This is a genomic window from Streptomyces sp. NPDC001339, from assembly GCF_042895955.1.
Lineage (GTDB): Bacteria > Actinomycetota > Actinomycetes > Streptomycetales > Streptomycetaceae > Streptomyces.
In genome coordinates, this window is the sequence record NZ_JBIAWT010000003.1 from 619,267 (window position 1) to 644,450 (window position 25,184).

A 25,184-nucleotide genomic window follows, 5' to 3' on the forward strand; every position below is an offset into this window, starting at 1 on the left:
CTGCGCGCCGCCGCAACCGCCGAGTGGCGCGTAACAGCCGCGGCTGACCGGTAGCCGTACCCCGGCTCCAGGGCCGCCCTCACCACTTGCCGGAAACCAGAAGGCACCACCTCATCCGGGAGACGTATGGCCGCCGCACCGCAACGCCGACGCCGATCCGCCCGTACCCGCCACTCCGCCAGGAGGCCCCGTACCCGCCACCCCGCCAGGAGGCCCCGGCCCCGCACCGTCCGGCGCCGTACACATCGGTCCGCCACCGGCCGCCTCGTCGCCGCAGCCATCATCCTGGTAACTGTCGTCGCGGTCTTCCAGGAATACCCCGTCACCAGCAGCGTGCTGGCCACCCTCGCCGTGGCCGCGGCCGTGCTCCTTCTCGTCATCCGCACCGGTCGCCTCCACCTGCCCGGGCTCCGCACCGCTGCCCAGGCGGACTTCACCCACAGCATCGCCGCCTACCAGCACATGACGGGCACCCAGTTCGAGCACGCCATCGCCGACCTCGCGCGCCGCGACCCCGCCGTCCGCGCTGCCACCGTCTCCGGCGGTGCCAACGACCGCGCCCTCGACGTCCTGCTCCATCTCATCGACGGCCGCCGCATCGCCATCCAGTGCAAGCGCTACGCGCCATCGAACCGGGTCGGGGCTCCGGTCATCTATGCCGTCAACGGCACCTATCGTGCCTACCACCGTTGCGACCAGGCTGTCATCGTCACCACCAGCACTTTCACCCCGGACGCGCAACGCGCCAACGCCGAACTCGACCACCCCCTCCGCCTGGTCGACGGCCGCGCCCTCGGCCGATGGATCGCCGGCGGCCGCCCACCCTGGAGACCGTGACACAGCGGTACGGCATGCCGTGGACTGGCTGCGTCGGGCGCCCCCCTGAGCGCTTCCTCGGCGGGCCGAAGGCGGCTGAGCGGAGGGTGCGGCGGGGCTGACGGGTGGATCGCGTGGTCCGTGCTCGGGGCCGGTCTTGTGGGCGGCGGTCATGATCCGGCCTCTTCCGGCTCCCATGCCAGCTGCTTCAGCGCCATACGGGCAGCCGGTGCCCGGCCCGGGATGCTTGCCCAGTAGGGGTGTGTGGTGATCCGTACGGATAGCCGTTGCAGCGTGCGCCGCAGAACCGTGGTCTGGGCGGGATTCTCGGTCAGCGCGAGCTGCTGGTACGCGGTGTACCAGTCGCGCTGGGCCTGCAGGAGGTCGTCGGGGAAGGCGTAAGGCATCACGCAGGTATTGCATCACGTGTTCGAATTATCGTGCAGCCACACGCAAGAGTGAATCTGACGTCCGCTGTAGCTGAGCACTTCACTTGACGAATGGCTCAGCTCCACCGGACTTCCGGCCGAGATCGCCAAGTACACGACGAAGAAGGCCAGGGACAGCGCCGGCGGGCCCTGTGCACGTGCGGTGCCGGATCGGGCCGGATCGGGCCGGGCCGGTGTGCGCGCCGGGGGTCACTTCACGAGGTCGGCGTAGAAGATGATGTTGGCCGAGCGGTGGCCGTCGACGATCTCGCCGCCGCAGGTGAGCAGGCGCAGTTCCGGGCGGTCGGTGTCGCCGTAGACCTTCTGGGTGGGGAAGGCGTCCTTCTCGACCTGTTGGCGTTCGCGGATCTTGAAGGTCGCGGTGGAGCCGTCCTCACGCAGCACCTTGATCACATCGCCGACCTTGATGTTCTTGACGTTCTTCATCAGGGCCGGGCCGTTCTTGGTGTCGTAGTGGGCGACGATGATCGAGGCGCCCTTCTCACCGGGGGTGGGGCTCTTGGTCCACCAGCCGGGCTGTTCGGCCTTGCTCACCGGCGGCACGCCGAGTTCTCCGCCGCTGTCCACCTCCAGCGGCACGAACGGGCCGGCGTCCACGTCCGCGGAGGGGATCTGCAGACGCTTGGGCTGGGAGGCCGTCATGGGCGGCGCGGTCTCCTTGGCCGGGGCGGTCGCCGCGTTCTTGATGTCGACGTCGGGGCCGGGAGTGTCGCCGCTGCCGCAGGCCGTCAGCCCGCCGGCGACAGCGAGGGCGAGCGCGGCACAGGTCGCGAGACGGCCGAGACGGGGCGTGCGGGTGGTGATCACGGCGACTCCAGGTGCGTGGCGGGTAGCGGTGGCAGGGAAGAGAGCAGGGGCGACGGGCCGGCCGGGGCACCGGTACGTACGCACGAGGGCCGGGGCCGGGGCCAGGGCGGGGGCGGGGGCCGAAGTGGGGCGGTCCGCTCCGGTGAGGGATGAGCGGACCGCCTCAACTCCTGGGTGTCACAAGGGGGATCAGGCGTTGTCGCCGGAGTCGCCGGCCCTGCGGCGGCGCAGCACGGTGAAGCCGAGACCCGCGGCGGCGGTGGCGGCACCACCGCCGGCGAGCAGCATGGTGTTGTCGCCGCTCGTCTCGACGCCTTCAGCGCCGGCCTTGACGCCGCCCTTGGGGGTGACCTTGCCCTGCCCCTTGGTGCCGTCGCCGGGCACGGCCTTGTGCTGGTCCTGCTTCTTGTTCTTGTTGTCCTTGCTGTCCTTGGAGTGGGACTTCTTGTCGCCGCCCTCTGTCCAGGAGGACATGGTGCCGTCGGGCTGCAGGACGAAGTGGGCGCCGTTGTGCTGGCCGTAGGCGGGCTTGCCGCCCTTGGTCTCCAGTGTGTCGTACTTGACGAGCTTGCCGGTGTCGGGGGCCTTGGCGTACATGTCGGCCTGGTAGTGGTTCTGGCCGAGCTTGTAGACCTTGGCGGTGAAGCCACCGGCCAGGCTCTGGCTGCGGATGAACTTGCGCTCCCCGCTGCCGTCCTTCTTGTCCTTGCTCTGCTTCTGGTCGTCTTCCTTCTTCTGGTTGCCCTTCTCCTGGCTGTCCTTCTGCTGGTTGTTCTTGTCCTGGTCGCTCTTCTGCTGGTCCTGGCCCTGGTTGCCGTCCTGCTTCTTGTCCTGCTCGGCGGTCGGGCTCGCCGAGTCGGAGGAGGGGGCCGGGCTGTCGGCGAACGCGGCGGCGGCCGGCAGCAGCAGCGCCGAGCCGGCGACGGCGGCGATCGCGGACGTACGGACGAGGTTGCGGCGGGTGGCCGTGCGGCGGGAGGAAGCCATGGAGAGTTCCTTTGCGAGTCCGAGTCGAACGTCGTCAACCGCTCCGTTCGGCGGCGACACCAGGGAAGTTATTCATCACACATCACGGCAATTCTTCGGCTTTGTAACAGCAAGCCGGAGACACGAGCACGGTGACGCAACTGCGGCCCCCTGCGGGACTTTGGTCCCGGAACTGGCACGAAACGCCTCGGCCGAAAGGCGGAGAGGCGCCTACCGGACATCCGCCCTTCGGCCTTGCGGCCGGCCTCTCGTCCTTTCGGTCACGTGCCGGCGGGCGACGGCGTACGACCGCCCATCGAGCCGCGGGCACCCTTCTATCGGGCACCCTTCTATGCTGAGGCCATGACGGCACCGAACACCTTCGTGCATCCACGGTGGGGTCTTCGGTTCCATTGGTGGGCCGTGGACCCGGCGGGTCGTGTCGGACTCTTCCACTCGGCCTTCGGACCTGTCCCCGCCGCGGCCGATGCCCACGTGGAGGTCATGGACGAGGCGACAGCACAGGCCAGGGAACGGCACCCCGAGTGGTTCGGTACACAGCACTGCGGTGACGGCGAATGCCCCGGGACGCACTGCCCTGTCGAGCTGAACCGGGGGCCCTACCTGTTCACATGGGACGAGGAGTACGACGACCGCTACACGCGCTACGGCGTGCCGAACGCACCGGTGCTCGTTTCCGACCTGCCGGGCTCCCTGGCAGCGGCCGCCCGGCTCGTACCGGCCGACTTCCTCTTCGCACGGGCCGGACGGATCGACCTGAGCCGTCCCGGGGGCAGGGAGCTGTTGTCAGGCAGAGCCGCGCCACAGGCTGCCGGTCCCACCCACGTGCCCGAGGGATCTGACGCGGCCCGGAGGGTGCGGCCGGGGGTGTCAGGTGTGGGCGAGATCGTCGGGTTCGTGGGCGGATGCGGTGGGGGAGGGGGAGGGGGAGTCGGCGGGGGCGGTGGCCGCTGCTCGTGCGGTCTCCTTGCCGTAGCGTGCGATCGCGGCTGTGGCGAGGGCCATGGGGACCGCGACCAGGGCCGCCACTCGGCCGATCGGCATCGTGGCCGTCAGCCAGCCCACCACGGGCGGTCCGACGATGCCGCCGGATTTGCTGCAGGCGGCGGAGAGCCCGCTGCCCAGGCCGCGGAAGGCGGTCGGATAGACCTGTGCGGTGTACGGGCCGAGCACCGCGACCACGCCGCTGGCACCGGTGAGCAGACCGATCAGCGCCGGTACGAGAAAGACGGCGCGGTGCAGGGGCACCACGGCGAGTGCGGCCAGTGACACGGCCGTGACCGCACCGTAGAGGGCCATCGTCTTCCGCGAGGACCAACGGCTGTAGAGCCACGCTCCGACAGCGGTGCCGGGCACCGACATGAGGGAGGCGGCGAACAGGAGTTGTGCGGGGGACGTCCCCAGGCCGGCCCGGCCGAGGACGGTCGGCAGGAAGGTGACGAAGCCCCAGTAGATGATGCCCCAGGCCAGGCCGAAGCCGCAGATGATCAGCGTCTGGCGGCGGTGGACCGTGCCGAACAGAGCACGTGCGCCACGCCCGCTCCGGGGCTCCGCGGGGGTGTCGGCCAGGCCGAACAGCAGCGTCATACGGTGCGCTTCGGCCGTGTTCCCGCGGGCGGCCAGGAAGCTGGGGGACTCCGGGATCCAGCGGTTGAGCGCCAACAGGGAAACAGACAACTTCCCCACACAGACGAGAGCGAGCGCATGTCCGCATCGCAGAACGTACTCAAAGACCTGGCGACGTCCGCCGATGAGACCGACCGCATGCTGACCGGTCTCTCCGACGACCAGTGGGCCCGGCCCACCCCCGCGCCCGGCTGGACCATCACCCATCAAGTCGCCCATATCTCCTTCATCTTCCGGCTCGCCGGTACGGCCGCCGCCGATCCGGCGGCCTTCCGGGCCATGACCGAACACGCCAAGGGCGACTTCGACGGCGCCGTCAACGCCGCCCTCGCCGACTACCTGCCCGCCCCGCCGCAGACCGTACTGGAGCGGTGGCGAGCCGAACGCGCGGCGGCGATCGAAGCGCTCGCCGCCGTCCCCGCGGGCCAGTTGGTGCCCTGGCTGGTCAACCCGCTTCCGCCCGCCGTGCTCGCCAGTGCCGGGATCATGGAGACCTTCGCCCACGGCCAGGACATCGCCGACGCCCTGGGCATCCGCCGGGAGCCCACCGAGTGGCTGCGCCACCTCGTCGGATTCGCCTACCTCACCCGGGACTTCGGCTACCAGTCGCGGGGCCTGACCCAGCCCGTCGAGCCGTTCCGCTGGGAACTCGACGCACCATCAGGCGAGTTGTGGACCCACGGCCCGCTCGACGCCACACAGAAGATCACCGGCCCCGCCCATGACCTCTGCCTGCTCGTCACCCGCCGCCGGCACCGCGACGACCTGGCCCTCACCGCCACCGGAAGGCAGGCCGACCACTGGCTGGACATCGCCCAGGCCTACCGCGGCCCCGCCGGACCGGGCCGCGCACCGGGCCAGTTCGCGCACCTGCGGGCGTGACCGTGGGGCAGGACGGGGCAACGCCCGCCAGGCTGAGGGCCTTGGCGGATCTGGCGACACCGATGGCGGTGCGTGTGGCGGCCACCCTGCGGGTGGCCGACCACATCGCCGCCGGGCGACGCAGCGCCGAGGAGATCGCCGACGCCGCCGGTGCGCACGCACAGGCGCTGGACCGCCTGCTGCGCCACCTGGTCACCGTCGGCCTGCTGACCCGCGACGCCGCCGGCACCTACACCATGACGGAAGCCGGCGAAGAACTGCGCGACGACCACCCGGCGGGCAAGCGGAAGTGGCTTGACATCAACGGCGCGGTCGGCAGGGGAGACCTCGGCTTCGTCGAGCTCGCCCACACCATACGGACCGGAGAACCGGCCTACCCGGTGCGCTACGGCACGTCGTTCTGGGCCGACCTCGGCGCCGATCCCGCGCTCTCGGCGTCCTTCGACACGCTGATGGGACACCACATCGAGCTCGACGCCTCCGCTGTCGCCGATGCCTACGACTGGGCCGCTCTCGGGCATGTCGTCGACGTCGGTGGTGGCAGCGGCGGCCTGCTCGGCATGGTGCTGACGGCACACCGGGGACTGCGGGGAACCCTCGTCGACCTGGCAGGCCCGGCAGCGGCAGCCCGTCGGATGCTGCGCGACAAGGGACTGTCCGACCGCGCGGAAGCCGTGACGGGCAGCTTCTTCGACCCGCTGCCGGGCGGAGCGGGCGGCTATGTACTGTCCGCGGTCCTCCACGACTGGAGTGACGAGCCCGCCGTCGCCATTCTGCGCAGATGCGCGGAGGCCGCCGGCGACACGGGTGTTGTCCTGGTCATCGAGGCGGTCGGGGCCGACGGCGAATCGCCGAGCACCGCGATGGACCTGCGCATGCTCACCTACTGCGGTGGCAGGGAGCGTGGGCTCACCGAGATGCGTGAACTCGCGGCGCGGGCGAGGCTCGCGGTGCGTTCGGTGTCTCCGTTCGGCTATATGTCGATCATCGAGCTGGCCCGGGCCTGACCGCCGCGGTGCCCTGCCCGCGACCGGCTCCGCGCAGCACCGCGACCGGGCACCGCACCCCAGGAGATGCCTGGTGACGGCCTGTGGAGCGACGATGCGAAGAGACCCACAGCGAATTCCCGAGGACTTCCAGAAAACCTCCCGAGAACTTCCCGAGTACTTCCGGAGAACGGAGAAATCATGACCGCCGCCTTCTCAGCCTCGATATCCGGGACACCCGACCAGGACAAGTCGGCCGTGGCCGACGTCCCCCAGCGCATGATGGCGGCCTGGGCCGCCCATGACGCGTCCGCCCTCGCAGGCCTGTTCACCGAGGACGGGACCATGGTCCTGCCCGGCGACATCTTCAAGAAGGGCCGTGGGGACATCGAGGAGTTCATGGCACAGGGCTATGCCGGGCCGTTCAAGGGCACTTCGGTGTTCGGCACGCCCCTCGACGTCAGGTTCCTCGGCGCCGGCACGGCAGTGCTGGTCACTCAGGGCGGTGTCCTCGCGCCCGGCGAGTCCACGGTCGCGCCCGAGCGGGAGATCCGGGCAACGTGGGTCCTCACGGAGCAGGCCGGCGGCTGGTACATCGCGGCCTACCACAACAGCCCGGTCCGTCCGGCCTGACGGCGGCTCTTCCGACCTGGCCACGCGTCAGGTACGGGGCCGGGCCGGGCAGGGCACGGCTGTCGGAGGGGAGCTGCGGAGCGCGTCGTCAGCCGGTGCGCTCCTGGCAGTCGACGCAGCAACGGGCGTACGGCAGGATCTCCAGGCGCTCGGTGGGGATCGGCCTGCCGCACGCCTGGCACGTTCCGTACGCGTCGGAGGCAAGCCGGGACTGCGCGGCCTCGATCTCGGCCAGTACCCGGCGTATCGCGTTCATCTGGACGGCGAGCTGGGTGTCGGTGCCGGTCGGTGCGCTGTCCTTGAGCGCGGCGAGCTGCGCGAGGCGCGAGGTGCGCTCGTGCTGCAGACGCTGATGGACCTCGTGTGCGAGGGGCCGGAGGTGGTGGGAGGCGGGGCGGAGCATGTCGGACGGCATGGGGGAGCAGGTTCCTTTCCGTACGCCCAGGGGGCGCGAGTCGGCCGCGATGCGGCTCTGCCGGCGCCACTGGCCGGCACATTGCGTCACTCGCTCCCACCATGGCCCCTCGCCGATGCGTCGGCCATGGGGGCTGACACCCATTTCCGGGCCGTCGATGCTGTAACTCTCCCGTGGGGGTGGGCCGGTGCCGCGGAGAGGATGGGGTGCGCCCCCGATCGACGTGCCGGTGGATGTCGAAGAGGCTGGGATTCCCCCTCTCGGACCGGACCCGCATCCGCACCCGCACCCGCGGTCGGATCCGGTTCCGGACCTGCCCGGCAACGCATCCCGTGCGGATGGGAGAGTGAAGCCAAGGAGGATTTGCGAACTGTGTCTTTGTTCTGGCGGATTTTCGGGCTCAATGCGGTGGTGCTCTGCGCGGCCACGGCGCTCCTGCTCTGGGCCCCGGTGACCGTTTCCGTACCCGTGGTCCTGACCGAGGCCGTCGTCCTGGTGGGCGGCCTGGTGGTCATGCTCATCGCCAACGCCGCACTGCTGCGCGTCGGCCTGGCCCCGCTGGACCGGCTGACCCAGCGGATGACCACGGTCGACCTGCTCCAACCGGGCCGGCGGCTGCCGGTCGGCGGCCACGGCGGCGTGGCAGAACTGCTGCGCACCTTCAACGAGATGCTCGGCCGGCTGGAGGCCGAGCGCGCGAGCAGCAGCGCCCGGGCGCTGTCCGCGCAGGAGTCGGAGCGCCGCCGGATCGCCCAGGAGCTGCACGACGAGGTGGGGCAGAGCATGACCGCGGTACTGCTGGAGCTGAAGCGGGCTGCGGACCGGGCCCCCGAGCCACTGCGCACGGATCTCCAGCAGGCGCAGGAGACCACCCGCGAGAGCCTGGGCGAGGTGCGCAGGCTCGCCCGCCGCCTGCGCCCCGGCGTCCTGGACGACCTGGGCCTCATCAGCGCCTTGACCTCACTGGCCAACGACTTCACCACCCACACCGACCTCACGGTCCGGCGCCGCTTCGACCCGGGTCTGCCGGCCCTGGAACCGGAGACGGAGCTGGTGCTCTACCGCGTCGCCCAGGAAGGGCTGACGAACGCGGCCCGGCACGCCGAGGCCCGGAGCGTTCGCCTGACGCTGCGCCATACCCCGGCGACGGTCGTGCTGGAGGTCTCGGACGACGGGCACGGTATCGGCCACGCTCACGAAGGCGCCGGGATCCGCGGTATGCGGGAGCGCGCCGTGCTCATCGGCGCCGCCCTGGACATCGGCCCGGGCCCGTCCGGCGGCGCCCGGATACGCCTGACCGTGCCGCGGGACGGAGACGCGGCATGACGACCCGTATTCTCCTCGCCGACGACCACGCCCTCGTACGGCGCGGGGTCCGGCTGATCCTCGACGCCGAACCGGGCCTGAAGGTCGTGGCCGAGGCCGGGGACGGCGCCGAGGCGCTCGAGCTGGCCCGTACCTGCGAGCCCGGGCTGGCGATCCTCGACGTGGCGATGCCGCGGATGACCGGCCTGCAGGCGGCCCGCGAACTCTCCGCCCGCCACCCCGGACTGCGCATCCTGATCCTGACCATGTACGACAACGAGCAGTACTTCTTCGAAGCGCTCAAGGCCGGCGCCTGCGGTTATGTACTGAAGTCGGTCGCCGACCGGGATCTGGTCGAGGCGTGCCGGGCCGCGATGCGCGGCGAGCCGTTCCTCTACCCGGGTGCGGTGACCGCGTTGATCCGGCACTACCTCGACCGCGTCCGGCACGGAGACGCGGTCTCCGACCGGCTGCTGACCTCCCGTGAGGAAGAGGTCCTCAAGCTGATCGCGGAGGGCCATTCGTCGAAGGCGATCGCGGAGATCCTGGTGATCAGTGTGAAGACGGTGGAGCGGCACCGGGCGAACCTGCTGCACAAGCTCGGGATGCGCGACCGGCTGGAGCTGACGCGTTACGCGATCCGGGTGGGCCTGATCGAACCGTGAGGTCGGGTGGCCACGGGGTCCGGGGCGGGCGGGGGCTGCCGCCGCGGGTCCTCCTGATTGTCCTGGCCCTCCTGTCCGTCAGTGCCCTCGCTGTCGCGGGCCTGTTGCCGACCGCGTCGGTCTCCGCCCCCGTCCACGCGTACGGAGCCGCCTGCACGGGCCGGGCCACCGCGCCGATCCCTCCCGGCTCGCACGCGGACCCGCACTCGGATTCGGACCCGCACTCGGATTCGGACCCGCACTCGGATTCGGACCCGCACTCGGATTCGGACCCGCACTCGGATTCGGACCCGCACTCGGATCCGGGCTCGCACTCGGATCCGGACTCGCACCACGCCACTGCCCACCCGCTCCGCGCCGCCGCCCAGCAGCTCAGGAACCTGCCTCTCCCGCCGCTCCTCCCGCCCGCGGACCTGTCCGGCCGACCGGGTGAGGTACGCCTGGACCCCGGGCTCCGCCCGCTCCCGCGCGTCCCGCCCACCGACAGCCTTGCGTATCCGGGGCGCTGTCTGGACCGTGCGCCGCCGTACTCCCTCAGGTAATCGACCGATCGACGCCGACCGTCACCGTCCGCCGCGGCCGCTTCGCGCGGCCCGCGTATACCTGTGGGAAACCCCTTGACCCGTGCTGCCAGAGTGCGGGCGCTGCTCGCGCTCGCCGTCCTCGCCCTGTCCGCCTACCTCGCGCTGACCCAGCCCCTACGGCTCGGTCTCGATCTGCGCGGCGGTACCCAGATCGTCCTCGAGACCCGGGATTCACCGACCACGAAGGCCGACCGGGACGCCACCGACCGTACGTTGGAGGTGCTGCGCCGCCGGGTGGACGCGCTGGGTGTCGCCGAGCCGGGCATCGCCCGCTCCGGGGAGCATCGCATCGTCGTGGAACTCCCTGGCCTGCAAGCCCCGGAGGAAGCCGCCAAGGTACTGGGCCGCACCGCCCAGCTGACCATCCACCCGGTTCTTCCCGGCCCGGCCGATGCCACCCACACGACCCTTCCCGATGCCTCGGGCACGCCGCTGCCCCTCGGTCCGCCCTCCCTCACCGGTGCCGAAGTGGCCCGTGCCGAGGCCCAGTTCGACGGGCAGGACGGTACCGGCTGGTTCGTCGCGCTCGACCTGCACGGCCGTGGCGAGCGGGCCTGGGCCGCGCTGACCGGCGAGGCGGCGTGTGCCCAGCCCGGTGATCCGGCTCGCCGGGCGGCCATTGTCCTCGACGGCAGGATCATCTCCTCACCCCAGGTCGATACGTCCGTGCCGTGCGGCACCGGCATCACCGGCGGTTCGACCCGTATCACCGGTGCCTTCAGCCACGAGGAGGCGCGCGAGCTGGCCCTGCTCGTCAACGGCGGCGCACTGCCCGTACCGGTGGAGACCGTCGAACAGCGCACCGTCGGCCCGGCCCTGGGGGCGGCCGCCATCACCGCCAGTGCCCAGGCGGCACTCGTCGGCCTCGCGCTGACGGCTGTCTTCATCACCGTCGTCTACCGCCTGCTCGGCGCGCTCGCCACCCTCGCCCTGGCCTGCTACGCCCTCATCTCCTACGCCGCCCTGCTCGCCCTCGGCGCCACCCTCACCCTCCCCGGCCTGGCCGGCTTCGTCCTCGCCATCGGTATGGCTGTCGACGCCAACGTCCTGGTCTTCGAACGCGCGCGTGAGGAGTACCACGCCCCACGCCCCACCGGCGGCCGCCCCCGGACCCTCCGTACCGCCCTGGCCGGCGGTTTCCGCCGTGCCTTCAGCGCTGTCGCGGACTCCAACGTCACCACCCTCCTCGCCGCCGCCCTGCTGTTCTTCTTCGCCTCGGGCCCGGTACGCGGTTTCGGCGTCACCCTGGCCGTCGGCGTCCTGGCATCGATGATCAGCGCGCTCCTCATCACCAGAGTCCTCGCCGAATTCGCCTTCTCCCGGAAGGCCGTCCAGCGCCGCCCCCGCCTCACCGGCCTGGCCGGCGCGGGCCGTGTCCGTACCTGGCTGATGGGCCGCCGCCCGGATCTGATGCGCCACCGACGGCGCTGGCTGGCGCTCTCCGCCGCGGCCCTGGTCCTCGCCGTGTCCGGTATCGCCGTACGCGGCCTCGACTACGGCATCGAATTCACCGGCGGCCGTCTCATCGAGTACACCACCCGCACCCCCGTCGACCCCGACCGCGTACGTACCGCCCTGCGGGACGTCGGCCTGCCCGGCACCCAGGTAAACACCTCCGGCACAAGCGAACTGACCCTCCGCACGCCCCAGCTCTCCCCGGCCCGGGCCGCCACCGTGACCACGCTCGTCGAACGCCTCGGCCACGGGGCGGAGAAGCAACGCGACGAGCACATCGGCCCGACTCTCGGCGCCGAACTCCGCCGCGGCGCCCTGATCGCCCTCGCCGTGGCCCTCGCCGCCCAACTGGCCTATCTTTCCCTCCGCTTCCGCTGGACCTTCGCCTTTGCCGCGGTCGCCGCCCTGGCCCACGATGTCCTCGTCCTCACGGGCGTCTTCGCCTGGCTCGGGAAACCCATCGACGGCATCTTCCTCGCCGCGCTCCTCACCGTGATCGGCTACTCCGTCAACGACTGCGTCGTCGTCTTCGACCGCGTCCGCGAACTGCGGACCACTGCCGGCCGCCGCACCGCTTTCCCGGCGATCGCCAACACCGCCCTGCTCCAGACCGTCCCCCGCACCCTCAACACCGGACTCGGCGCCGCCTTCATCCTGACCGCGCTGGCCGCCCTGGGCGGTGACACCCTCACCGACTTCGCCCTGGCCCTCCTCGTCGGCATCACCGTCGGCACGTACTCCTCCCTGTTCACCGCGACCCCGCTGGCCCTCGCATGCGAGGGCCGCGGCTGACCGATGAGCCGGCCCCTCCGCAGAGGGGCCGACATGTGCGCCCGCGTCCGGTTCCGTCCCGGATCCGAACCCGATCACCTCCCGGCGGGTCGGCTGCCCACGGACGGCCGGGAGCCGGGCGAGGCCGGCGCCGGCACGGCCCGGCGCTCTCCGGTGGCGGCGGCGTGGGAGGTGGCGGTGCCGGAGAGCCGGTCCGGGCCCCGGTGGACGCATTCGACGAGGTAGTCGCCGGTGTCCGGGTCGAGGGTGACGCCGTGGGTCTCGCTGTGGAAGCCGGGAAAGCGCCGGTCGAAGGATTCCAGGGCGGTCAGATAGCGCAGCAGCGGACCGTCGGGGGCGCCGGTGTTCTCGCCGGGCATCAGGACGGGGATGCCGGGCGGGGTGACGGTGACCATGGCGGCGGCCACCCGGTCGGCCGCGTCGGCCAGCCGAACCCGTTCGGTGCCGCCGCGGATGAGGCGCTGGTAGCAGTGCTGGGGCGGGGTCACCGGTTCGGGCAGGTCCTGGAAGGCGGTGTCGAGCAGCTCGACGAGACGGGCCTCGCGCAGGTGGTCGTGCATCTCCTGGCACAGCCCACGCAGGGTCCGGCCGGTATAGCGCTGGGGATGGGCGGCGACCAGATCGGGCAGCAGCTGCTCCAGCGGCGCGTCCTGGTCGTAGAGCGCCTTGAAGTCCATCAGGGCGTCCATGAGGGTTCCCCACTTGCCCTTGGTGATCCCCATGGAGAACAGGATGAGTGTGGTGTAGCTGTCGGTCTTCTCCACCACGATGTTCCTGGTGGCCAGATAGGCGGTGAGGACGCGTGCGGGGATCCCCCAGTCGGCCATCCGCCCGCTCGCGTCGATGCCGGGGCAGGTGAGGGTGACCTTGATGGGGTCCAGCAGGCAGTAGCCCTCGGCCAGGCCGGTGAAGCCGTGCCAGTCGGCTCCCGGCTCCAGCTGCCAGCAGGACGGTTCGGTGCGCAGCAGCTCGGCCGGGGCGTCGGCGAAGGGCAGCCGCTCGCCGGAGGCGGGGTCGATCACGGTCTCCGGCTGCCAGACGCCGAAGAACCAGCCGGGCCGGTCGCCGGCGTCCGCGACGCGCCGCCCGATGCGTACGACGGTCTGGCGGAAGCGGATCGCCTCGGCCACCGCCTCGTCGATCAGCCAGCGTCCCTGGGGCCCGTCCATCATCCCGGCGGCCACGTCCAGGGAGGCGATCATCGGGTACAGCGGTGAGGTGGTGCCGTGCATCATGAATGCCTCGTTGAACCGGTCGTGCTCCACCGGTGCCCGGGGCGCGGGCTTGACGTGCACCATGGCGCTCTGCGACAGCGCGGCCAGCAGCTTGTGGGTCGACTGGGTGGAGAAGACGGTCGGGCGGTCGGGGCCGGGGAAGGTGTCGGGGCCCACCGCCATGCCGTAGCGCCCGGCATAGAGGGGGTGGAAGCGGGCGTACGCGAACCAGGCCTCGTCGAAGTGCAGCCGCGGTGTGCTGGGGGCGAGGGCCCGGGCGACCTGGAGGGCGTCGTAACACAGGCCGTCATAGGTGGAGTTGGTGAGGACCGCGTACTGCGCCTCGGGAGAGACGGCGCCCTGGGCGAGCGGGTGACGGTCGATCCTGGCGGCGACCGACTGCGCCTGGATCTCGGAGGGCGGCAGGGGGCCCGCCAGTCCGTAGCCGTTGCGGGTGGGAACCAGATAGACCGGCCGCGCTCCGGAGAGGACCAGACCGTGCAGGACCGACTTGTGGCAGTTGCGGTCCACCAGTGCGATCTCGTCATGGGTGACGCTGAAGTGACCGACCATACGGTCGCAGGTCGAGTCGCCGTGGAGGACGAAGTAGGTGCGGTCGGCGCCGAAGATACGGGCCGCATTGCGCTCCGCCGCGCCGACGGGGCCGGTGTGCTCGAACAGCGAGCCGAGCTCCTCGACCGAGATGGACAGGTCGCTGCGGAGCAGCCGTTCCCCGAAGTAGTCGTGGAAGGCCCGGCCGACGGGGGACTTGAGGAAGGCGACACCACCGGAGTGGGCAGGGGTGTGCCAGGAGTACTCGTGCGCGTCGTCGAAGCGGCGCAGTGCCGCGAAGAACGGCGGCAGCAGCTCTTCCTGGTAGCCACGGGCGGCACTGGCGATCCGTCCGGCGATGAAGCCCGCGGTGTCCTCCAGCGGCCAGATGTAGCCGACGACGGACTCCGCCACCCACAGCGGCAGGTGTTCGAGGTCCTCGCCGGCCGTGACCAGGAAGACCGGGAGGTTCTGGAAGCGCCGGCCGACCTGGCGCAGCACCTGGGCGCCGCCGGGTTCGCCGACGGCCTTGCCGCCCTCCGGGAGACCCCAGTCCACCACCGCGGCGGCCAGGCCCGCCTCGGTACGCAGTACCGCCTGCGCGTCCTCGCACGTGGGCGCCCAGCGCACCTCGAAACCGAGGGTCTCCAACTCCTTGCCGATTCTGCGCAGTTGCTCGGACCCGGCCCCTCCGCTCTCCGGGAACTCCGGTACCGCGAACAGAACTGTCCCGTCTGCCATGGTGCCCCTCCGGGGGTATCGGCGGATGGCCTGCTCGTACGCACAATGCGCGGCCTCCCGAAGTGAACGGCGAAGACCACCGGCCGCGCACCAGGGCCGGGCCGAAACCACCCCGACGAGCGAAATCGTGACGCCACGGGCCGTGACGCCATGGGCATCGTCGTACCTCGTCGACACCATGGCCGCTGTGGTCCGCGTGATCGCGGCGAGCGGGTGTCATCGCTGATGGCCCGTCAATCAACAGGGCCCTGCGCACACTTCACAGTGTGCCCGGCGAAATTATCCCACGTACTGACCCGTCCGGCAGCGGTATGGCGAAGGTCTGCCCGTCTCAGTGACAACCTTGCGGAGTGGCAACTCCCATGTGCACATGCCGATACCCTCCCGCAGGTAGTCAGTAGTCATACGATCTTCTATTCCCTGGTTGAGGATGCGCATGGTCCGGAAGAGAGCGCTGCCCAGGCTGCCTTCTACAGCGGTATACGCGTGGCTCATACCCGTGGTGGCATCCGCGGTGGTGGTAGGTCTGGTTTCCCCTTCCGGTCCCGCCGCGGCCGTCTGGATCGGGGGGACGGCCGTGGTCGCCGTTGTCGTCACGGCAAGGGTGGCCGCGCGGGGGAGCCGGCGGGCCGTGGCGTCGCAGGAGGCCGCCGCGGCGCAGACGAGCACGGTGGCGCGACAGCAGGACGCGACCGCGCGGCTGGCCGACAAGCTGGTACCGGACATGCTGACGCGGCTGCGCCTGGACAGCGCTCCCGAGGAGGTCCTCAACTGGCTGACGGCGCGGTGGGCGGACTCCTACCGGGGTCTGCCTCCGGAGTTCCAGGCGGCCCACTGGTCGGTCCTGCGGACAGTGATCGATGCCGTGGACGCGGAGGAGGCGCTGAGGGATTCCGCTCAGCGGTCTCTGGTGAACCTGTCCCGGCGCGTGCAGGCGATCGTGCATCAACAGGCCCAGGAACTCCGGGAGATGGAAGACCGCCACGGTCAGTTCCCCGCAGTGTTCGGTGACTTGCTGCGGATCGACCACAACACCGCGCTCATCGGCAGACTCGCCGACTCCATCGCCGTCCTCGGTGGTGCCCGGCCCGGCCGCCAGTGGAACCGGCCGGTGCCGCTGTACAGCGTGCTGCGTGGCGCGATGTCCCGGATCGTCGGCTACGAGCGGGTCGACCTGAGTGCCGCCATGGATGTCGCCGTCGTCGGCCCCGGGGTCGAACCGCTCATCCACGCGGTGGCGGAGCTGCTGGACAACGCCACCCGCTATTCGCCGCCGCACACCCGCGTCCATCTGACCGCGGCGGAGGTGCAGTCGGGTATCGCGGTGGAGATCGAAGACGGCGGTGTGGGGATGAGCGAGCCGGCCCGCCGGCGCGCCGAACGGATGCTGGAGCAGGCGCAGCACGGTATCGACCTGGGTGACCTGGGCGAGTCCCCTCGGCTCGGGCTGGCGGTGGTGGGCCGGCTCGCCCAGGCCTACGGCTTCCAGGTGTCGCTCCGCAAGTCGGCCTACGGCGGCGTGCGGGCCGTGCTCGTCGTCCCCCAGCAGTTGATCACCACCGCGGCGGAGGCGTCCGGTGTGGCGCACGGAATCGGCACCTTCTCGGGCCCCCGGGTGGCCGCCGAATCGCGGCCGGTCATCCCCCGCCAGGCCTCGGCGCCGCAGGCCGCACCGTACGACGCCGACGACCGGCCGGTGGGGCGCACGGCGAACGGTCTGCCGCAGCGACGCCGCAGGATCCGCGCGGCCAACGCCGACGACGCCCCCGTCGGCCGCCCACGCCACGGGGAGCCCGGAGCGCAACGCACTCCGGGGGAATGGCTGGTCGCGTTCAAGGACGGTCTGACCGGCGGCGGCAACGGCGAGGGCGACGATGCCGCCGCGTCGAGAGGAGAACAGTGATTCAGCAGCGGGCCAGCATGGACTGGATGCTCAAGGATCTGGCGGAGAGCGTGCCGCAGACCCGCCATGTCGTGGTGTTGTCCGCGGACGGACTGCGTATGGGCCAGCACGGAGGGGACACCGACACGGCCGACCGGCTGGCCGCGGCCTGTTCGGGACTGCAGAGCCTCGCGGCCGCGGTCGGGTCCGAACTCCCGCATCAGGCAGGCGGAATGAGGGTGGTGGTCATCGAAATGGAAGGCGGATTCTTCTATCTGATGGCGGCCGGTTCGGGGGCGTACCTCGCGGTACTCGCGGATGACGGCGTGGACGCCGGCTTGATGGGACAGAGCATGCGGGACCTCATCATCCGGCTCGGGGACCACATCACGAGTCCGCCCCGCAGCGACGGGCAGGAGAGGTGAACGACGCGGACCAGGAGGGAACGGAGGACGGCCCGGAGCGTCTCTACGTCATCACGGGTGGTCGCTCCTCCGCCTCCAACACCCTTGACCTGGTCACGCTGATCGTGGCCAGGAACGGCCCCACCGCCGGGATGCCGCCCGAACACGCGGCGATCCTGCAGTTATGCCAATCGCCTCTCTCGGTGGCGGAGATATCCGCTTACACCGGTCTGCCGGTGAGCGTGGTCAGCGTACTGATCAGCGATCTCCTGGACGAGCAGCGGGTGCTCACCCGCGCACCGGTGCCGGCCGCCGAGCTCCCCGACCGCGCACTTATCGAGGCAGTGATCGATGGACTTCAAAGACTGTGAGCCCGCCCTCATGGAGCCGCTCAGCGAGGAACGGCTGCCGCATACGGCTTCCGCCGCGGTCAAGATCGTGGTGGTGGGCGGCTTCGGGGTCGGCAAGACCACCCTGGTCGGCTCGGTGAGTGAGATCCGCCCGCTCACCACCGAGGAGACGATGACGCAGGCCGGGGTCGGCGTCGACGACCGCGCGTGGGTGGAGCGCAAGACGGCGACCACGGTCGCGATGGACTTCGGCCGGATCAGCATCAGCGACGAGCTGGTCCTGTACCTGTTCGGCACCCCCGGCCAGCAGCGGTTCTGGTTCCTGTGGAACGGGCTGTTCGAAGGCGCTCTGGGCGCCGTGGTGCTGGTGGACACCCGTCGCCTGGAGGTCAGTTTCGATGTGATGGGCCGTCTCGAGGAACGTGGTGTCCCCTTCGTCGTCGCGGTCAACGCCTTCCCGGGGGCGCCGGTGTACGCGCTGCAGGAACTGCGTACCGCTCTCGACCTTCCCAAGGCGGTGCCCCTGCTGTCCTGCGACGCCCGGCGCCGTGATTCCAGCCGTGACGTCCTGATGACCCTCATGCACTATCTGCACTCGCTCGTTGTTACGGAGACCTCATGAACATGCCTTCCCCGCCACCGCAGTGCCCGGCCCACGGCCTGGGCCCCGACAGCCTGCAGCGCCTCCACGGCCCGGACGCCCAGCGCGACCCCATGGCCCTGTACGAGAAACTGCGCGCGGAACACGGCGCGGTGGCCCCCGTGCTCGTGCACGGAGATCTGCCGGCCTGGCTGGTCCTCGGCCACAACGAGAACCTGGAGGTGGCCCGTAACCCCGGACGCTTCGCCCGCGACCCCCGCACGTGGCGTGCCGCGCAGGAGGGGACGGTCATCCCCGCCGACCATCCGCTGGGACCGATGGTGACCTGGTGGCCTGTGATCAACTTCAACGACGGGCCGGTCTTCGAGCGACTGCGCGGCGCGGTGCTGGACTCCCTGCAGCGCTTCGACCGGCGCGGGGTACGCCGCTACGTCACGCGCTTCGCCCACCAGCTGATCGACGACTTCGTGGCGCACGGTCGAGCCGATCTCGTAGCGGAATTCTCCAGTCAGTTGCCGATGCTGGTGGCGACCCAGCTTGTCGGGGCACCGGAGGAGCACGGTCCCAAGCTCGTCCAGGCGGTCCGTGACATGCTGCAGGGCACGGAGAGCGCGCTCGCCAGCGACGAGTACGTCACCACCACGCTGTACCAGCTCGTGGAGAACAAGAAGGCCGCTCGTGGCCATGACCTGACGTCCTGGCTGCTCGACCACCATGCCGACCTGACGGACGTCGAGGTCCTGGCGCATATCCGGGTCGTCCTGGTCGCGGCCTATGAGACCACTGCCAACCTGATCGCGAACACGCTGCGGATGGTGCTCACCGACGACCGGTTCCGCGCGAGTCTCTCGGGTGGCCGTATGACGCTGCCCGACGCACTGGAACAGGTCCTGTGGGATCAGCCGCCCCTCAACACGATCCTCGGCCGCTGGGCGACGGCCGACACGGTGCTGGGCGGTCAGCAGATCAAGGGCGGCGACATGCTGCTGCTCGGCCTGGCCGCGGGCAATGTCGACCCGGAGATCCGGCCGGACCTGGCCCAGCCGGTCCACGGCAACCGCTCGCATCTGGCGTTCAGTGCCGGGCCGCACGAGTGCCCGGGCCAGGACATCGGCCGTGCCATCGCCGACACCGGCATCGAGGCGCTGCTGTCCCGTCTGCCGGATATCGAGCTGTCCGTCGACGACTCCGCGCTCAAGCGCCGGGGCACCCTGATGTCCCAGCACCTCGAGGAACTCCCGGTGACCTTCACCCCCCAGCGCCCCGGCGGCGGCACTCCCGCCGGGCATCCCGGGCCCGGTCCGGAGCAGCCCCCCGTCACGTCGCACTCTCCGGACGGTGTTCCAGCGGCATCCCGTTCCCAGTCACCTGCCGGTCTCCGGAATCTGTGGCCGTGGCTGGGCCGCCTGTTCCGCCGTCGCTGACCGCTCGGCAGGCGCCCGCGCCGCGCCCAGGACGCCGACCGTGAGGAAGAATCCTGGCACGTGCGGCGCGGGTTCTCGATCCGAGCCTCGTCACATGCGGCGCTGGAACCGCAGCAGGCGCACCTCGATGGCGACAGCCGCGTCGACCAGGCGTCCGGACACCCCGTCAGACCGTGAAAACACCACCGTGTTCGAGGGCCCGTTCGGGCGGGTTGGTGTAGCGAGGCGTTTGGTGGTGATAGTCGAAGTTTGCTCGGACGTAGCGGAGATAGTCATCGGTGGTGCGCAGCGCATCGGCGCGGGCTTGCCCGGTGATCCGGGCGGCGTCCAGCTCGGCCGGCAGCCGCTGTTGGGCCGCGCACATGCGGTGGATGCAGGCGGTGAGCATGTCGTTGACGATGCGCATCGCTTGCCGGCGCGGGTGCTGATGGTGATGTTCGAGGAGCAGGACCGCGTTGTAGAGGTAGCCGACGGCCTCATCGCTGGGAAGAGAGTAGATGTCGTTGTAGAGCCCCATATGCTCCTCAGCGGCATCGCGTAGGTCGCGCACGGCGGGCAGGTGCCGAACCTCCGGCGCAAGGTCAAGGCCGGACGCGATCTCACTGATGTCCATGAACATGTACAGCCCCACCCCCTCCCGCCGGTGCGCCCGATACTCCTCCAGTTGCGGCAGCTGCCCGGTGCTCGATCCAACGGCCTCCCGGTAGTAGGTGCACCACCAGGCCCGGACGTCGGCACGGAACGCTTGGCACCACCCGGCCGAACGACCGGCCGACAGCCGCTGCCACAGGTCGGCGAAAGCTTCCACCAGTGGACCGGAAGGCTGACCGGATATGTGACCTGGCCCGTCGAACACAGCGTCCAGCGCGGTGATGACGTCCCGGCAACGGTGCGGGTCGGGGGCGTGGATGTCGAATTGGTCGTCGACGATGAAGGCCCACGCCAGGTACTGAGTCAGCAGGGACAACACTTCCGGCGCGGCCTGCGGACACCACCGCGCGTACATCGAAGCGGGGCGGGTCCGCTCAACCCGGTGTCGGTCCGCTGGTGTAGGCAGTAACCCGTTCGACTCCAGCCATGCCCACATCGCCGCCTCGGCCTCACCGGCAGCTGGGTTGAGACCTTGGTCTCGGAAAGGCATGTAGAACGTGGGCAGCTCAAGCATGTCCTGGGTCCTCCTCACCTCGCCAAGGCGTGACGTGGGCACGCTAGGAGTCGAGACGGTCGGCGGATAGCCATCGTCGAATTCTTGGCCGGAATACGTGTTCTCGACAGCGGCCGCCGCGCCGTGTAGGAGGGGGGCGCTGGAGACGCCGGCCTGCAAGAACGGCTTCGTCAGTGACCTGCGCGCCGAGAAGCCGACCGGCGTCCAGCCCTGAGCGTGCTCTCACCTCCTCGCAGCGATACTGGGGGCATGGAGCTGCGTGGGGAGAAGGTCGTGCTGCGGCCGGTGGTAGCCGGTGACGGGGAGGTCCTTGACAGGATCGTGCGAGAACCGGAGGTCGCGGCGTGGTGGTCGCCCCCGGATGGCTTCGATGGCATGCTCGCCGTCGTCCTCGGGGGCGAGGTCATCGGAGCGGTCCAGTTCGAGGAGGAGACCGACCCCGAGTTCCGCCGCGCCGGCATCGACATCTTCCTGACGGCACGCCGGCACGGGAAGGGACTCGGCACTGACGCCGTACGCACCCTGGCCCGGTGGCTGGTGCAGGAACGTGGTCATCACCGGCTGACCATCGATCCCGCCGCGGCCAACACCGCCGCGATCCGCAGCTATCGCAAGGTCGGGTTCCGGCCCGTAGGCATCATGCGGGCCTACTGCCGCGATCAGCGGACGGGTACCTGGCAGGACGGACTGCTCATGGACCTGCTCGGCGAGGAACTGGCCTGACCTGCCGGGTACACCGGGCGGGACGTGACGCAGGCCGCACGTCTTCCTCGGGGCGAAGGAGACAGCGGGCCCGCGCGGCGCGGTTATTCGGCGGCGTCGGGCTGGGTGCCGGTCTGGGACGTGGTGGCGGGCTCGGGCGGGGTGGGGGCGGTGTAGAAGACCGAGGCGCCCTGCTTGGTGCGCTGCGCCTGGTTCCTGGCGACGAGGTTTTCGATCGTGGTGCGCACGACGGTGGTCTTGACGCGGCGGTCGGGGTGCGCCTTGCCGAGGGCGACGGCGATGTCTGCCGCGGACCGCGGTTCGCTGTGTTCGGCCAGGCTACGGCGGATCAGTTCGATCAGGGTGGGCTGAGCCGTCTTCGTGCCTGCTGTGGCCGCGGGAGGCTTCTTGGCGGACCGCTTCCCTGCGGCCGGGCGGTCCTGTGCTCCCGTGGTCGTCCTCGCCCGCGTCCCCTTGCGTGTGCCGGTCTCGGCAGCCGGCCTCTTCCGGGGAGCGGGCACAGTGGCGCTGACGCCCGTGTCCGCAGACTCAGCGGTGGAGGCCGCAGCCGCCAGCGCCTGCTGCATGTTCACCAGGACGGTGTGGTCGTGTCGGAGCATGGCCAACTGCTCCTGCAGCGCGGTGATTTCCGCGCTGATGCGCTCCTGTTCCTTGATATTGCGTTCGAGGTCGCCGGTCACCTGGGTGATGTACTGCGATGTCAGTTCGGTGGCGGGGACTGTGGTGTCGGGCATGACATTGACCTTTCCTCGGTTCGTGGCCGTGGCGAGGGGCTTGTGGCGGCCGTGGAGTGCCGTGCCACCGTGCCCTGGGCGGATGCTGCGGCGTGGCAGCTTGCCGCACCTGCTCAGGCCTTGGCGTAGAGATAGTACGGACAAGCGGAGCCGACTGCTCCTCGCGGAGAAGGATGTCCTCGGCTCCACCGCACCACCGAGGGGTCGACAGGGTGCTCTCCGGGGCGCGCGCTCCCACTTCACCGGAGAGGAGGGCCTCCTGGACCGGGGCGACAGCCGTGGGGCGTCTGGGGCCCGCGCCTGCCGGCCCGCCTGCCGGCCCACTTACTGCACGCCGTCGCCGAACTGGTCACCCGCCCCGAGGCATGCACCGCACCACTTTCCGGGTAGGACGCCTGGGCAGCCTCTGCCCTCCGCTGCGGCACCGCAGCCGACCGCCTCATCCCCTTGCGTCCGCCATCTCAACTCCCTGCGTCCGCCGCGTCATCCCCCTGCGTCCGCCGCCTCATCTCCCTGCGTCCGCCGAATCCCCACGAGAGGAAGCCCGTTGGTAGCCACGTCCCCGCACCGACCGCACCACCCCCGTCTGCGTCTTGCAGTCATGGCGGTGTCCACCGCCCTGCTCGGCGCCGCCGCGACCGCGCCGGCACCCGCCGTCACCCCTGCGTCGGCCCCCGCGTCCGTGTCCGTCTCCCAGCCGCCGTCGGCCGTACTCGGTGATCCGTACGTGGAGACCAGCCTCATCTTCGGCACCGCCCATCCCGACGGTTCCCCTCCTGTCACCGACCGGCAGTTCCGGGGATTCGTGGATGCCTTCGTCACGCCCCGCTTTCCGGAGGGGCTGACCGTCCAGCAGGGGCAAGGCCAGTACCGGGACGCGCACGGGACCATCGAGCGTGAGCGCTCCTACGAGCTGATCCTGTTGTATCCCGTGAGCCGGAAAGGGCCCAGCGGCCGCAAGATCGAGGAAATCCGCTCTGCCTACACACAGCGCTTCGGCCAGGAATCCGTGGCCCGCGTCGACCATCGCACCAGCGTCGACTTCTGACCTCCCACCGGACCTTTGACCTCCCACCGGACCTCTGATCTCCCGCCGCACGACGGATCTCCCGCCGCACGAACGGATCTCCCGCTTGACCACGAGCTCTTCCCTGGTTGACCACGAGCTCTTCCCCGGCCCGGGCCGGGGAAGTTCACCGTCCCGGGGTGTCGCCGTCGCCGTGGTCGCTCTCCCCGCGGCGCGTTCCGGCCGCGCGGCGGAGCCGCAGCAGACGGGGGTGCCGGGGGCGGCCGTGTTCGGTGACCGCTTCGCCGACCATGGCCGTCACGGCGTCCCGCAGTCCGTGCAGGGCGTGCCGTGGGGGACCGGCGCCCGGGTCCTCGCGCAGCTCGGTGAGCAGCGACCAGCACAGCGCCAGCATCACCAGCGCGAAGGGCAGCGCCACCAGGATCGTCGCCGTCTGCAGTGAAGTGAGCCCGCCCGCGATCAGCAGTACGGCCGCGACCGCGGCCATCAGCACACCCCACACGACGACCAGCCAGGTGCGGGGGTGCAGCGCGCCCCGGCTGGTCAGCGAGCCCATGACGAGGGAGGCCGAGTCGGCGCTCGTCACGAAGTACGTCATCACCAGCGCCATCGCCACCCACGAGGTGAGCGTGCCCAGCGGCAGGCTGTCCAGCAGCGCGAAGAGCGACGCCTCCGGACCCTTGGCGACCGTCCCCGCGAGGTTCGCCTGCCCGGTGGCGTCCCTGCGGATCGCGCTGCCGCCCATGACGGCGAACCAGACCATGGTGGCGCCGCTGGGGACCAGCAGCACACCGATGAGGAACTCGCGGATGGTCCGGCCGTGCGAGATGCGGGCGAGGAACGTGCCGACGAACGGTGCCCAGGACAGCCACCATGCCCAGTAGAAGATCGTCCACTTGCCCAGCCACACGGGGTCGGTGAAGGCGCCGGTCTGGGAGGCCATCGGCAGCAGCTGGCTGAGGTAGCGGCCCAGGCCGGCCGGGATCGTCTCCAGCAGGTACACGGTCGGGCCGGCCACGAAGACGAACAGCATCAGCACCGCCGCCAGCAGGATGTTGATCGTGCTCAGCCACTTCACGCCCCGGTGCAGCCCGGAGAAGGCCGAGGCCACGAAGGCCGCCGACAGGGAGATGATGATGATCATCTCCAGCGTCCGGGACTGCGGCGTCTCCGCCGTGAGTTCGAGGCCCCGGGCGACCTGGAGCGTGCCGAGGCCGAGGCTGGTGGCAGTGCCGAAGACGGTCGCGAAGACCGCCAGCAGATCGATCGCCTTGCCCGGCCCGCCGTTGGCCCGCCGCTCGCCGATGAGCGGTACGAAGGCCGAGCTCAGCCGGTTGCCGCGAGCCTTGCGGAAGCCCGCGTACGCCAGGGCGAGCCCGGCGATGCCGTAGATGGCCCATGGGGTGAGGGTCCAGTGGAAGAAGGAGTACTCCAGGGCTGTACGGGCCGCGCCCGCGGTCTGCGGCCGCACCCCCGAACCGGGCGGCGGCGACACGTAATGCTGCAGCGGTTCGCCCACGCCGTAGAACATCAGGCCGATGCCCATTCCGGCGCTGAACATCATGGCGATCCACGCGATATTGGTGAATTCCGGTTCCGCGTCGTCCCGGCCGAGGCGGATCATTCCGAAACGGCTGAACGCGAGTACCACGCACAGCACCAGGAAGAAATCGGCGGCCACGACGAAAAGCCAGCTGAAATTGCTCAGCACCCAGTGCAGAGCGGTGTCCGACACACCGGCGAAGTTGTCCTTCCCGAGGGACGCCCACCCCACGACCAGCAGTACCACCACCACCACACCGATGGTCACGATCGTCGGGTCCGGGGGCTCCTCATGCGGCTTCTGTCCGGGGGCGGTCGGGTACGTGGGCTCCGTGCTCATGGCGCCCCACTATGGTGCGATATCACGGGATTTCGGGGCTGGCGCGCCGACGGGACGATCACCGGCAGGTCGCACACCGGCGC

Annotated in this window: 23 protein-coding genes; 14 read left to right on the forward strand and 9 right to left on the reverse strand. The window is 70.5% G+C overall.

The window, feature by feature from the left end; genetic code table 11:
• Positions 1-126: 126 nt before the first annotated feature.
• Positions 127-837 carry a restriction endonuclease gene (locus ACFY12_RS11800; protein ID WP_390715608.1) on the forward strand — a complete coding sequence of 237 codons (711 nt, stop codon included), beginning with the start codon at positions 127-129 and terminating at the stop codon, positions 835-837.
• A gap of 149 nt (positions 838-986) precedes the next feature.
• On the opposite strand, the gene ACFY12_RS11805 is transcribed toward ACFY12_RS11800, so the two are convergent.
• The 4 genes from ACFY12_RS11805 to ACFY12_RS11820 form a co-directional block, all read right to left on the reverse strand.
• Positions 987-1,223 (reverse strand): hypothetical protein, encoded by a 237-nt coding sequence (locus ACFY12_RS11805; RefSeq protein ID WP_390715712.1) that lies wholly within the window; start codon positions 1,221-1,223, stop codon positions 987-989.
• 231 nt (positions 1,224-1,454) lie between these two features.
• The gene (locus ACFY12_RS11810) at positions 1,455-2,072 is read right to left on the reverse strand and encodes a class F sortase (protein ID WP_390715609.1); all 618 of its coding nucleotides are present in this window, start codon (positions 2,070-2,072) and stop codon (positions 1,455-1,457) included.
• Between the two features lie 189 nt (positions 2,073-2,261).
• Positions 2,262-3,059, reverse strand: a complete 798-nt coding sequence (locus ACFY12_RS11815; RefSeq protein WP_390715610.1) for a hypothetical protein — start codon at positions 3,057-3,059, stop codon at positions 2,262-2,264.
• An 870-nt stretch (positions 3,060-3,929) separates the two neighbouring features.
• On the reverse strand, positions 3,930-4,745 hold the full coding sequence (locus tag ACFY12_RS11820) for a hypothetical protein (protein ID WP_390715611.1): 816 nt from the start codon (positions 4,743-4,745) through the stop codon (positions 3,930-3,932).
• Positions 4,746-4,763: 18 nt separating this feature from the next.
• Between ACFY12_RS11820 and ACFY12_RS11825 the strand changes: the two genes are divergently transcribed.
• From ACFY12_RS11825 to ACFY12_RS11835, 3 genes are all read left to right on the forward strand, one after another.
• Positions 4,764-5,567, forward strand: coding sequence for a TIGR03084 family metal-binding protein (locus ACFY12_RS11825; protein ID WP_390715612.1), 804 nt, complete (start codon positions 4,764-4,766; stop codon positions 5,565-5,567).
• A 41-nt stretch (positions 5,568-5,608) separates the two neighbouring features.
• On the forward strand, positions 5,609-6,574 hold the full coding sequence (locus tag ACFY12_RS11830; RefSeq protein WP_390715613.1) for a methyltransferase: 966 nt from the start codon (positions 5,609-5,611) through the stop codon (positions 6,572-6,574).
• A 180-nt stretch (positions 6,575-6,754) separates the two neighbouring features.
• Positions 6,755-7,186 (forward strand): SgcJ/EcaC family oxidoreductase, encoded by a 432-nt coding sequence (locus tag ACFY12_RS11835; protein ID WP_390715614.1) that lies wholly within the window; start codon positions 6,755-6,757, stop codon positions 7,184-7,186.
• A gap of 88 nt (positions 7,187-7,274) precedes the next feature.
• Here ACFY12_RS11835 and ACFY12_RS11840 read toward each other — a convergent pair whose 3' ends face one another.
• On the reverse strand, positions 7,275-7,601 hold the full coding sequence (locus tag ACFY12_RS11840; RefSeq protein ID WP_390715615.1) for a TraR/DksA family transcriptional regulator: 327 nt from the start codon (positions 7,599-7,601) through the stop codon (positions 7,275-7,277).
• A 372-nt stretch (positions 7,602-7,973) separates the two neighbouring features.
• Between ACFY12_RS11840 and ACFY12_RS11845 the strand changes: the two genes are divergently transcribed.
• The 3 genes from ACFY12_RS11845 to secD all read left to right on the forward strand — a co-directional run bounded on the left by ACFY12_RS11845 (position 7,974) and on the right by secD (position 12,402).
• Positions 7,974-8,927, forward strand: coding sequence for a HAMP domain-containing sensor histidine kinase (locus ACFY12_RS11845; protein WP_390715616.1), 954 nt, complete (start codon positions 7,974-7,976; stop codon positions 8,925-8,927).
• Positions 8,924-9,571 carry a response regulator gene (locus ACFY12_RS11850; RefSeq protein ID WP_390715617.1) on the forward strand — a complete coding sequence of 216 codons (648 nt, stop codon included), beginning with the start codon at positions 8,924-8,926 and terminating at the stop codon, positions 9,569-9,571. Before ACFY12_RS11845 ends, ACFY12_RS11850 begins: the two co-directional genes overlap by 4 nt.
• 617 nt (positions 9,572-10,188) lie before the next feature.
• Entirely contained in the window at positions 10,189-12,402 is a 2,214-nt protein-coding gene (gene secD / locus ACFY12_RS11855) for a protein translocase subunit SecD (protein WP_390715618.1), read from the forward strand.
• Positions 12,403-12,476: 74 nt separating this feature from the next.
• Here the strand turns inward: secD and ACFY12_RS11860 are convergent, their stop codons facing one another.
• On the reverse strand, positions 12,477-14,909 hold the full coding sequence (locus ACFY12_RS11860; protein WP_390715619.1) for an Orn/Lys/Arg decarboxylase N-terminal domain-containing protein: 2,433 nt from the start codon (positions 14,907-14,909) through the stop codon (positions 12,477-12,479).
• 436 nt (positions 14,910-15,345) lie between these two features.
• Between ACFY12_RS11860 and ACFY12_RS11865 the strand changes: the two genes are divergently transcribed.
• From ACFY12_RS11865 to ACFY12_RS11885, 5 genes are read left to right on the forward strand one after another with little or no spacing between them, the layout of a single operon-like run.
• Positions 15,346-16,812: a sensor histidine kinase gene (locus ACFY12_RS11865; protein WP_390715620.1), complete on the forward strand. Its 1,467-nt coding sequence runs from the start codon at positions 15,346-15,348 to the stop codon at positions 16,810-16,812.
• A gap of 17 nt (positions 16,813-16,829) precedes the next feature.
• Positions 16,830-17,216: a roadblock/LC7 domain-containing protein gene (locus ACFY12_RS11870; RefSeq protein WP_390715713.1), complete on the forward strand. Its 387-nt coding sequence runs from the start codon at positions 16,830-16,832 to the stop codon at positions 17,214-17,216.
• On the forward strand, positions 17,213-17,566 hold the full coding sequence (locus ACFY12_RS11875; RefSeq protein WP_390715621.1) for a DUF742 domain-containing protein: 354 nt from the start codon (positions 17,213-17,215) through the stop codon (positions 17,564-17,566). The genes ACFY12_RS11870 and ACFY12_RS11875 overlap by 4 nt, the downstream gene beginning before the upstream one ends.
• Positions 17,547-18,167 (forward strand): ATP/GTP-binding protein, encoded by a 621-nt coding sequence (locus tag ACFY12_RS11880; RefSeq protein WP_390715622.1) that lies wholly within the window; start codon positions 17,547-17,549, stop codon positions 18,165-18,167. The genes ACFY12_RS11875 and ACFY12_RS11880 overlap by 20 nt, the downstream gene beginning before the upstream one ends.
• The gene (locus tag ACFY12_RS11885; RefSeq protein ID WP_390715623.1) at positions 18,164-19,570 is read left to right on the forward strand and encodes a cytochrome P450; all 1,407 of its coding nucleotides are present in this window, start codon (positions 18,164-18,166) and stop codon (positions 19,568-19,570) included. Before ACFY12_RS11880 ends, ACFY12_RS11885 begins: the two co-directional genes overlap by 4 nt.
• A gap of 166 nt (positions 19,571-19,736) precedes the next feature.
• On the opposite strand, the gene ACFY12_RS11890 is transcribed toward ACFY12_RS11885, so the two are convergent.
• A complete protein-coding gene (locus ACFY12_RS11890; RefSeq protein WP_390715624.1) occupies positions 19,737-20,735 on the reverse strand; it encodes a terpene synthase family protein in 999 nt (332 codons plus the stop codon).
• A gap of 249 nt (positions 20,736-20,984) precedes the next feature.
• Here ACFY12_RS11890 and aac(6') point away from each other — a divergent pair, with 249 nt between their 5' ends.
• Positions 20,985-21,458, forward strand: coding sequence for an aminoglycoside 6'-N-acetyltransferase (aac(6'), locus tag ACFY12_RS11895; protein ID WP_390715625.1), 474 nt, complete (start codon positions 20,985-20,987; stop codon positions 21,456-21,458).
• An 83-nt stretch (positions 21,459-21,541) separates the two neighbouring features.
• Here the strand turns inward: aac(6') and ACFY12_RS11900 are convergent, their stop codons facing one another.
• Positions 21,542-22,192 carry a hypothetical protein gene (locus ACFY12_RS11900; protein ID WP_390715626.1) on the reverse strand — a complete coding sequence of 217 codons (651 nt, stop codon included), beginning with the start codon at positions 22,190-22,192 and terminating at the stop codon, positions 21,542-21,544.
• A 601-nt stretch (positions 22,193-22,793) separates the two neighbouring features.
• Between ACFY12_RS11900 and ACFY12_RS11905 the strand changes: the two genes are divergently transcribed.
• Positions 22,794-23,240, forward strand: coding sequence for a DUF3574 domain-containing protein (locus tag ACFY12_RS11905; RefSeq protein WP_390715627.1), 447 nt, complete (start codon positions 22,794-22,796; stop codon positions 23,238-23,240).
• 145 nt (positions 23,241-23,385) lie between these two features.
• Here ACFY12_RS11905 and ACFY12_RS11910 read toward each other — a convergent pair whose 3' ends face one another.
• Positions 23,386-25,101 carry a BCCT family transporter gene (locus ACFY12_RS11910; protein ID WP_390715628.1) on the reverse strand — a complete coding sequence of 572 codons (1,716 nt, stop codon included), beginning with the start codon at positions 25,099-25,101 and terminating at the stop codon, positions 23,386-23,388.
• Between the last annotated feature and the right edge of the window lie 83 nt (positions 25,102-25,184).